At 64.9% G+C, this 8,099-nt stretch carries 8 protein-coding genes; 1 reads left to right on the forward strand and 7 read right to left on the reverse strand.

Going from position 1 to position 8,099, the window contains the following annotated elements; genetic code table 11:
* From ACK6AU_RS30610 to ACK6AU_RS30625, 4 genes are all read right to left on the reverse strand, one after another.
* A partial coding sequence (locus ACK6AU_RS30610) for an SDR family NAD(P)-dependent oxidoreductase (protein ID WP_409303406.1) occupies nucleotides 1-587 on the reverse strand: 587 nt, incomplete at its 3' end.
* A 12-nt stretch (nucleotides 588-599) separates the two neighbouring features.
* Complete coding sequence (locus ACK6AU_RS30615; protein ID WP_185697937.1) at nucleotides 600-1,940, reverse strand: MFS transporter; 1,341 nt, start codon at nucleotides 1,938-1,940, stop codon at nucleotides 600-602.
* A gap of 28 nt (nucleotides 1,941-1,968) precedes the next feature.
* Nucleotides 1,969-2,850, reverse strand: a complete 882-nt coding sequence (locus ACK6AU_RS30620) for a polysaccharide deacetylase (RefSeq protein WP_185697936.1) — start codon at nucleotides 2,848-2,850, stop codon at nucleotides 1,969-1,971.
* A gap of 50 nt (nucleotides 2,851-2,900) precedes the next feature.
* The gene (locus ACK6AU_RS30625) at nucleotides 2,901-4,259 is read right to left on the reverse strand and encodes an amidase (RefSeq protein ID WP_185697935.1); all 1,359 of its coding nucleotides are present in this window, start codon (nucleotides 4,257-4,259) and stop codon (nucleotides 2,901-2,903) included.
* Nucleotides 4,260-4,653: 394 nt separating this feature from the next.
* Here ACK6AU_RS30625 and ACK6AU_RS30630 point away from each other — a divergent pair, with 394 nt between their 5' ends.
* Complete coding sequence (locus tag ACK6AU_RS30630; RefSeq protein WP_185697934.1) at nucleotides 4,654-5,655, forward strand: GntR family transcriptional regulator; 1,002 nt, start codon at nucleotides 4,654-4,656, stop codon at nucleotides 5,653-5,655.
* 128 nt (nucleotides 5,656-5,783) lie between these two features.
* Here the strand turns inward: ACK6AU_RS30630 and ACK6AU_RS30635 are convergent, their stop codons facing one another.
* The 3 genes from ACK6AU_RS30635 to ACK6AU_RS30645 all read right to left on the reverse strand — a co-directional run bounded on the left by ACK6AU_RS30635 (nucleotide 5,784) and on the right by ACK6AU_RS30645 (nucleotide 8,023).
* On the reverse strand, nucleotides 5,784-6,086 hold the full coding sequence (locus ACK6AU_RS30635; protein ID WP_185697933.1) for a ribbon-helix-helix domain-containing protein: 303 nt from the start codon (nucleotides 6,084-6,086) through the stop codon (nucleotides 5,784-5,786).
* Nucleotides 6,087-6,100: 14 nt separating this feature from the next.
* The gene (locus ACK6AU_RS30640; protein ID WP_185697932.1) at nucleotides 6,101-6,682 is read right to left on the reverse strand and encodes a DJ-1/PfpI family protein; all 582 of its coding nucleotides are present in this window, start codon (nucleotides 6,680-6,682) and stop codon (nucleotides 6,101-6,103) included.
* A gap of 120 nt (nucleotides 6,683-6,802) precedes the next feature.
* A complete protein-coding gene (locus ACK6AU_RS30645; protein ID WP_409303412.1) occupies nucleotides 6,803-8,023 on the reverse strand; it encodes a class I SAM-dependent methyltransferase in 1,221 nt (406 codons plus the stop codon).
* Between the last annotated feature and the right edge of the window lie 76 nt (nucleotides 8,024-8,099).

Below are 8,099 nucleotides of genomic sequence, written 5' to 3' on the forward strand. Positions count from 1 at the left end.
TTCTGGCTGTCGAGGGACTGCGGGGTTTCGATCAGCCCCGGGATCACCGCATTGCAGCGGATGCCCCTGGCCGCCAGCTCCACCGCCAGCGAACGGCACAACCCCGGCACCCCGGCCTTGGCCGCAGCATAGTGAGCATGGTCCTGCCAGCCGTAGACGCCACCGGCGATGGAGGAAATCGCCACCAGGGCGCCGCCCTCGCCCATGTGCTTCACCGCCGAGCGGAAGGTACGCATGACCCCGGTCAGGTCCACATCGAGCATGGCGTTCCAGGCCTCATCGGTCATTTCCAGCAAGGGTGCGCGGCGCAGCAGGCCGGCATTGGCCACCGCATAGTCGAGGCGGCCAAAGTGCGCCACGGCCTGTTCCGCCAGGGTGTCCACCGACGCACCGTCGGTCACGTCCAGCGGCAGCATCAAGCAACGCCCACCCGCCTCGGCCACAAGATCGCGGGTAGTTTGCGGGTCATGGGGGTCGGCGGGGAAATACCCGCCCACCACCGCCACACCGGTCCGGGCGTAGGCCACGGCCAGGGCCTGGCCGATGCCGCTGGCGGCACCGGTGATCAAGGCGACTTTCGCAGTCATGGATAATTTTCCTTATTGAACGGATTCAGGACGCACATGGCGCGCGGCGAACATCAGCGCACCGGAGAGGAAGCAAGGCAGCGCGCCGAAATACAGCGCCGAGGTCTGCCAGTCGCCACCGGCCGATAGCACCTGGGTGGCGCCGAAGCCCGCCACCACCGCGCCGATAGGACCCATGGCATGGATGATCGCGCCACCGGTGGCACGGATGCTGGTGGGGAAGCTCTCGCTGATAAAGAACAGCGCCGCCGAGTACGGGCCGATCAGGAAGAACAGCCCCAGGCTGTAGAGGCCCACCACCATCGGCAGATTGCTCGGGCCGTAGAGCATGCCGGCGAACGACAGGCCGCCGAGCATCCAGCCCAGGCCGATGACATTGCGCCGGCCGATCTTGTCACCCATCCAGCCATGGCTCAGGTAGCCGCAATACCCCACAAGGTTGGACAGCACCAGGATGATCAGCGAGTTCTCGAAAGAGATGTGATGCACGCTGACGATCACCGACGTGCCAAGCACGCTGAACACCTGGATCGCCGCCCAGTTGAGCAGGATCGCCGCGCCGATCACCAGGGTCACGCGCCGCGCCGGGCCACGAAAGGCCGCGGCCAGGCCGGCCTTGCTGTGCTCGTCGTAGTCCACGCCGTAGGTCAGCGCCACCGCCCGGGCCTCGCTCACCGAACCGCTTTTGCGCAACTGGCTGATGCGCTGATGGATCTGGAACTGCGGGCTCTCCTTGAGCTTGCGCGCCAGCACCGCAATGACGATCGCCGGGATCGCGGCGAAGATGAAGCAGCCCTGCCAGCCGATGATCGGCAGCAGTACTGCGGTCAGCCCGGCCGCGATCAACGCCCCCACTGGCCAGCCGCCCTGCACCAGGCTGTAGATGAAGCCCCGGCGCTTGGCCAATTGCGGGTCGTCGGAAGCTGCGTACAGCTCGCTGAGGTAGGTGGCGTTCACCGTTTCCTCGGCATAGCCCAAGCCGCCCAGGGAGCGGATCAGGATCAGCGGCGACTTGCCCCAGGCGCCGCCGACGGCGGTCAGCGCCGAGCAGATGGCCGAGCCGCTGACGGTGAAAATGATGCCCATGCGCCGGCCCAACTGGTCCACCAGCGGTCCGATGGCCAGGGCCACCACTGCGGTGCCCACCGCCACCCAGGTGGCGATCTCGGCCTGCTCGACCTCGCCCCAGCCGAAGTGCCGGCCAATCTCCGGCAGCAGGGTGCCAAACAGAATGAAGTCGTACACCGCGAAGACCCAGGCGAAGAAGGCGATCCAGGTGGCGAAACGCACTTGGGCCGGGGTCAGCTGCTGGGGTTTCCAGCCCGTCAGGTCGAGCTTGTTATAGATAGACATCAATCACGCCTCGATGAAGTGGCCGGGATCAGCGGTTGCGCGGGTGGCGGCGGATAAAGTCGTCGGCGATCTCGTCGAAGGTGACGAAGCGCACGCCGGCATGGCCCTGGATGTGTTCGATCAAGCGCTCGAGCATCAGCAGCACTTGCGGACGGCCGGAGACGTCGGGGTGGATAGTCATGGTGAACACCGCGTGCTCGTGCTCGCGGTAGACCCAGTCGAACTGGTCGCGCCACATTTCTTCCAGGTGCCGCGGATTGACGAAGCCATGGCTGTTGGGCGCTTTCTTGATGAACATCATGGGCGGCAGGTCGTCCAGGTACCAGTTGGCCGGGATCTCCACCAGGTCGGTTTCCTGGCCGCGCACCAGGGGTTTCATCCAGGTGTCGGGATGCTGGCTGTAGTCGATCTTGGTCCAGCTGTCGCCGACCCGCACGTAGTAGGGATGGAAGTCGTTGTGCATCAGGCTGTGGTCGTACTTGATACCCTTCTTCAACAGCAGCTCATTGGTCACCTTGCTGAACTCCCACCAGGGCGCCACGTAGCCGGTGGGGCGCTTGCCAGTGACCCGGGTGATCAGCTCGATGGACTTGTCGAGGACGATCTCCTCCTGCTCCGGGGTCATGGCGATGGGGTTTTCGTGGCTGTAGCCGTGCACGCCGATCTCATGGCCAGCCTCGGCCACGGCCTTCATCTGCTCGGGAAAGGTCTCCATGGAGTGGCCGGGAATGAACCACGTGGTGCGCAGGCCATAACGCTCGAACAGCTTGAGCAGGCGCGGCGCGCCGACCTCGCCGGCGAACAGGCCGCGGGAGATATCGTCCGGCGAATCCTCGCCGCCATAGGAGCCGAGCCAGCCGGCCACCGCGTCCACATCGACACCAAATGCACAGAGAATTTCTTTAGCCATCAGCGGCCTCCAGTGATTGCTTGTTGTTTTGTTGGAAAAAGTCGTCGGGGCTAGCGCGGCAGCGCCGCCTCCAGCGCCAGGGCAGCGTTCAGCAACTGCCGGTCATGGCCCTGGGGCAGGCTCAGCAACAGCCCGGTGGGCAGGCCCTGGGCATCGCGGCCACTGGGCAGGGCCACTGCGGGCATGTCGAGGAAACTGCCGGGCATGGTCAGGCGCAGGGTCGCCAGGTTGGTCCGGAAAAAGAGTTCATCGTCCTGTTCAAGGGGCGCCAGGGGCGGCGCCACATGGGCCACGGTGGGGGTGATCAGCACCGCGCCGTCCAGTTCGTCCTGCATCTGTTGTTGCAACTGGCGCCGCATCTGGTACAGCCGCAACAGCTGGCTGGCAGGCATCTGCCGGGCGCTTTCCAGGCGCCGGCGCACTCGCGGATCAAGCTGCTCGGCGTACTCGCTGTCGAGCAAGGGCTGGTGCAGAGCGAAGGCTTCGGCGGCGCCGAGCCAACCCTGTTCCTGGATCAGTTGCAGGGTGGCTTGCAGGCTGTGCAACGGCCGTTGCTCCACCAGCGCTCCAGCCTGTCGCAGGCTTTCGATGACCACCAGCAAGTTGGCCCGCACCGCGCTCTGGATACGGCTGTCGTCGAGCACTTGCAGATCGACCCAGAAGCGTTGCCCGGCCAGGCGGCGGGGCGTCGGCAATGGCCGGGGATCGCCACCGTGCAACAGCCCGTCGATCAACCAGGCATCGCGCACGCTGCGGGTCAGCGGTCCAAGGCTGTCGAGGCTTTCAGCCAGGGGAAACACCCCCTCGCGGTCATAGCGCCGAGACGTCGCACGATAGCCCACCAGGCCGTTGAAGGCCGCGGGAATGCGGATCGAACCGGCAGTGTCGGTGCCCATGGCGATCGGCACGATCCCAGCGGCCACTGCCACCGCCGAGCCTGCCGAGGAGCCGCCGGGAATACGTGGCTGGGCATCGCTGTGGGGGTTGATCGGGGTGCCGAAGTGCGGGTTCAGGCCAAGTCCGGAATAGGCGAACTCGCTGAGGTTGGTCTTGCCCAGGCTGACCAGCCCGGCCCGGCACAACTGCCGCACGCTGGGCGCATCCACCTGGGCCAGCGGTGCATTGCGACGCACCTGGGCGGCGGCAGTGGTGATGCTGCCGGCCACGTCGAACAGGTCTTTCCAGGCCAGGGGCACGCCGTCCAGCAGGCTCAGCGGCTGGCCGTCCCGCCACCGGGCGGCAGCTGCCTCGGCCTCGCGCCGGGCCCGGGTCGGGCACAGGGAAATGAACACATGGGGCGTCGCCTCGGCCAAGACCAGCGCCTGCTCCAGGACCTGGACCGGATCGGTACGGCCCGAGGCAAAGGCTTGCGCCATGGCCGTGGCGTCGTTCAGCGAATCAGGGTGCATGGTTCACTCCGCAAAGTCATAAAACGTACTTAATTTTAAAATGTACATTTTATTGAAAGCAGATTCCGTGCCATCTCAAGACGAGCAGAGCACCGACAGCAAGCGGGAAAACCTGGAAATTGGCCTGGAATACCGAGACAGAGCGGGTTGATGGTAGAGGCTGTCCGCCGACCGACGGAGAAAATCCTCGGCAAAGGTTCCTCCGCTCAAATAATGTACTTTTTATTAAAAGGTACATTCTTGTGCAGAACGGTAACAACCCGTCCAGGGCCGCCCCCGGACGGGGCAGCAAAACGTGGCACTCAGTGACACTTGGCAACTGTGAGAGAATCCCTGGCCACCGCGCCCCGGCAACAGGCGCGCCACCCACCGGCAACAGCCCCAAGAGGAATCGATGAAAGCAGTGTCAGCAGAGGACCCGCGCACCGCATCGCGCTACGCCATGATCCGTCAGGTCTTGCGCGACGCCATCCTCCAGGGTACCGCCCTGCAGGGCCTGGTGTTGCTGGAAGCGCCGCTGGCGGAACTGTTCGGCACTAGCCGGGTGCCCGTGCGCAAAGCCCTCGACCTGCTGCACGGCGAAGGCCTGATCAGCCGATTTGATGGCCGCGGTTACCTGATCAACCCCCAGGGCCTGGAGATCGAACCTCTACGCTTGCCCCTGAGCCATGCCCACCTGGGGCTGGCCAGCGACGAGGAACTGGTGGATACCCGGCCCCTGGGGGAACGGATCTACGAAGAACTGGGCAGCGCCCTCTCCACCTGCATCGCCTTCGGCCATTTTCGCCTCGACGAACAGGCCGCCGCCGAGCACTACGGTGTCAGCCGCGCGGTGGTCCGCGAAGCGCTGATGCGCCTGCGCGATCGCGGCCTGGTGGAAAAGGAACCCTATTCCCAATGGCTGGCTGGGCCCCTGACCGCCCGGGAAGTCACCGAAGACTACGAACTGCGTGCCTGCCTGGAGCCCGAGGCCCTGCGCCAGAGCGCCCCCGGCCTGGACCGCGAACGCCTGGAACAGATGCTGGAACGGCTGACCCAGGCCCAGCAGGCCGAGCACTGCGGCCTGGAGGCTCTGGAACGCCTGGAAGAAGACCTGCACCAGCAGTGCCTGGGCGGCTTGCAGAACCGTAAGATGGCGGCGCTGATCCGTCAGGCCCAGAGCCCGATGATCATCAATCGAATCTTCTACCGCTTGCTGGGCATCGGTGCCGACCCGGCGATGCTCGCCGAGCACCGGCTGATCCTCGAACTGCTGTTGCACGGCGCCTTCGACGCCGCAGCCCTGAACCTTCGAGAACATCTGCAACGCGCCCGCCAGCGCATGCTGCAGCGCCTCAAAGTGCTGTCGGTGCTCCCGGAACCGGAACTGCCGGGCTTCCTCAGCAAGATCAGCTAGTCCTATAGCCGCTGTCGAGCTTGCAAGGCTGCGCAAAGGTCCGCAGGACTTTGCTTGGCAATCTACAGCCAGACCTTGCGCGCCTTCGGGGCGTGCGGAGCTTCGCGTGGCTCAGCGGCGGCAACAGGTCATCGGTTCAAGCGAACCAGGCTGAGGTCGGGGGTGCTGGTGCGTCGCTGGCTCAGGTAGCGGGTGCAGCTGACCCGCAGGAAGGAGGCGAAGTTCACCACCTCGCCACGGTAGTCCATGACCTCGTCGTACAACTTGGCGATCAGCTGGTTGGTGGTCATGCCATCGACCTCGGCAATCTCCGCGAGGATGTCCCAGAACTGGTTTTCCAAACGCAGGGTGGTGACCACGCCCCGAATGCGCAGCGAGCGCGAACGCGATTCATAGAGGATCGGGTCGGCCTTGACGTACAGCTCGCACATGGCGTGGTCCTCGCCTACAGGCTGATCCGGGTGCCCAGCAAGCCGAGGAAGCCGGCCAGCCAACTGGGATGGGCCGGCCAGGCCGGGGCGGTCGCCAGGTTGCCCTGGACATGGCCTTCGGTCACCGGAATATCGATATAGGTGCCGCCGGCCAGGCGCACTTCCGGGGCGCAGGCTGGATAGGCGCTGCACTCACGGCCTTCCAGGACCCCGGCGGCGGCCAGCAGTTGCGCACCGTGGCACACCGCGGCAATCGGCTTGCCGGCCCGGTCGAATTCCTTGACCAGTTGCAGCACCTGTTCGTTCAGGCGCAGGTATTCCGGGGCGCGACCGCCGGGGATCAGCAGCGCGTCGTAGTCGCTGGACCGCACCTTGGCGAAGTCGAAGTTCAGGGCGAACAGATGGCCCGGCTTTTCGCTGTAGGTCTGGTCGCCCTCGAAGTCGTGGATGGCGGTGCGCACGGTCTGCCCGGCGCTCTTGTCCGGGCACACGGCGTGCACCGTGTGCCCGACCATCAGCAGGGCCTGGAACGGCACCATCGCTTCGTAGTCTTCGACGTAGTCGCCAACCAGCATGAGGATCTTTTTCGCGGCCATGGAGTGGACTCCTTTCAAGGAAACACGTGGACAGAAGAAGTACTCAAGGTAGTCGCAATCGGCCGGGCCGGGTAATAGCCAGGTACTACAGCTGCAAGCCACAAGCGGCAAGTTCGAAGCTTATCCCGCGAGGTAGCCGTCGGCCTTGAGCAGGGTTTCCAGGCAGTGTTCGCTGATGCGGTAGAAGGCCTTGAGTTCGTCGATCCGCGCCAGCAACTGGGTCGGGTCCTGGGGCTCGGCCCGCTTGACCGCAAGGATCATCTTGTTCTTGTTGGTGTGCTCCAGGGAGATGAACTCGAAGACCTTGGTTTCGTAACCACAGGCTTCGAGGAACAGCGCCCGCAGGCTGTCGGTGACCATCTCCGCCTGCTGCCCCAGGTGCAGGCCGTATTGCAGCATCGGCTTGAGCAACGCCGGGCTCTGGATCTGCTGGCGGATCTGCTTGTGGCAGCACGGCGAGCACATGATGATCGCCGCCCCGGAGCGGATGCCGGTGTGGATCGCGTAGTCGGTGGCGATGTCGCAGGCATGCAGGGCGATCATCACTTCCAGCTGGCTGGGGGCCACGCTGCGCACGTCACCGCACTTGAACACCAGGCCGGGATGCTCCAGGCGCGCGGCGGCGGCGTTGCACAGGGTCACCATGTCCTCGCGCAGCTCGACCCCGGTAACTTCGCCCTGGGCCTTGAGGGTATTGCGCAGGTAGTCGTGGATGGCGAAGGTCAGGTAGCCCTTGCCTGAGCCGAAGTCCGCCACTCGCACCGGCTGCGCAAGATCGATCGGCGAGCTGCCCAGGGCATGGCTGAAGACTTCGATGAACTTGTTGATCTGCTTCCACTTGCGCGACATCGCCGGAATCAGCTCGTGCTGCTGGTTGGTCACGCCCAGGTCGGCGAGGAACGGCCGGTCCAGGTCGAGGAAGCGGTTCTTCTCGCGGTTGTGCGCGGCGGACGGCACATCGCGCTGGGTTTGCGGCTTGCCCTTGGACAACGAACTCTTGCCCTTCTTGCTGTACTCCAGCTGGACCTCATCGGACAGGGTCAGCAAATGGGCGTTCTTGAACGAAGCCGGGAGCAGCTCGGCGATGGTGGCAATGCCTTCGTCCAGGGAGAAGTTCTTGGTGATATCGCGGGTCTTGTAGCGATAGACGAAGGACAGGCACGGCTGCTCCTTGACCGTCAGTTGCTTGATGATCAGCCGTTGCAGGTCCGCCTCGGCGCCCACGTGCTTGGCCAGTACCAGCTTGATGAAGGCGTTTTGCGCCAGGCTGGTCTCCAGCAATTGCAGGAACTGGGCATGGTGGCCCGGCGCGGGCCGGGCGGAAGGTGCGGTGACGGACATGGGGCTGGAGCCTCGGGCGGTGCGGGGTGCGAATCGGGAAATGGCGGGTCTTTTAGGGGGGGTGGGCGTGGGGGGC

Source organism: Pseudomonas sp. KCJK8993, assembly GCF_046230915.1.
Classification (GTDB): domain Bacteria; phylum Pseudomonadota; class Gammaproteobacteria; order Pseudomonadales; family Pseudomonadaceae; genus Aquipseudomonas; species Aquipseudomonas piscis.

What these genes read in the sequence shown, in the direction of transcription:
- ACK6AU_RS30615 (WP_185697937.1), bottom strand. Translation starts at nt 1,940, where the DNA reads ATGTCTATCTATAACAAGCTCGACCTGACGGGCTGGAAACCCCAGCAG.
- ACK6AU_RS30620 (WP_185697936.1), bottom strand. Translation starts at nt 2,850, where the DNA reads ATGGCTAAAGAAATTCTCTGTGCATTTGGTGTCGATGTGGACGCGGTG.
- ACK6AU_RS30625 (WP_185697935.1), bottom strand. Translation starts at nt 4,259, where the DNA reads ATGCACCCTGATTCGCTGAACGACGCCACGGCCATGGCGCAAGCCTTT.
- ACK6AU_RS30630 (WP_185697934.1), top strand. Translation starts at nt 4,654, where the DNA reads ATGAAAGCAGTGTCAGCAGAGGACCCGCGCACCGCATCGCGCTACGCC.
- ACK6AU_RS30635 (WP_185697933.1), bottom strand. Translation starts at nt 6,086, where the DNA reads ATGTGCGAGCTGTACGTCAAGGCCGACCCGATCCTCTATGAATCGCGT.
- ACK6AU_RS30640 (WP_185697932.1), bottom strand. Translation starts at nt 6,682, where the DNA reads ATGGCCGCGAAAAAGATCCTCATGCTGGTTGGCGACTACGTCGAAGAC.
- ACK6AU_RS30645 (WP_409303412.1), bottom strand. Translation starts at nt 8,023, where the DNA reads ATGTCCGTCACCGCACCTTCCGCCCGGCCCGCGCCGGGCCACCATGCC.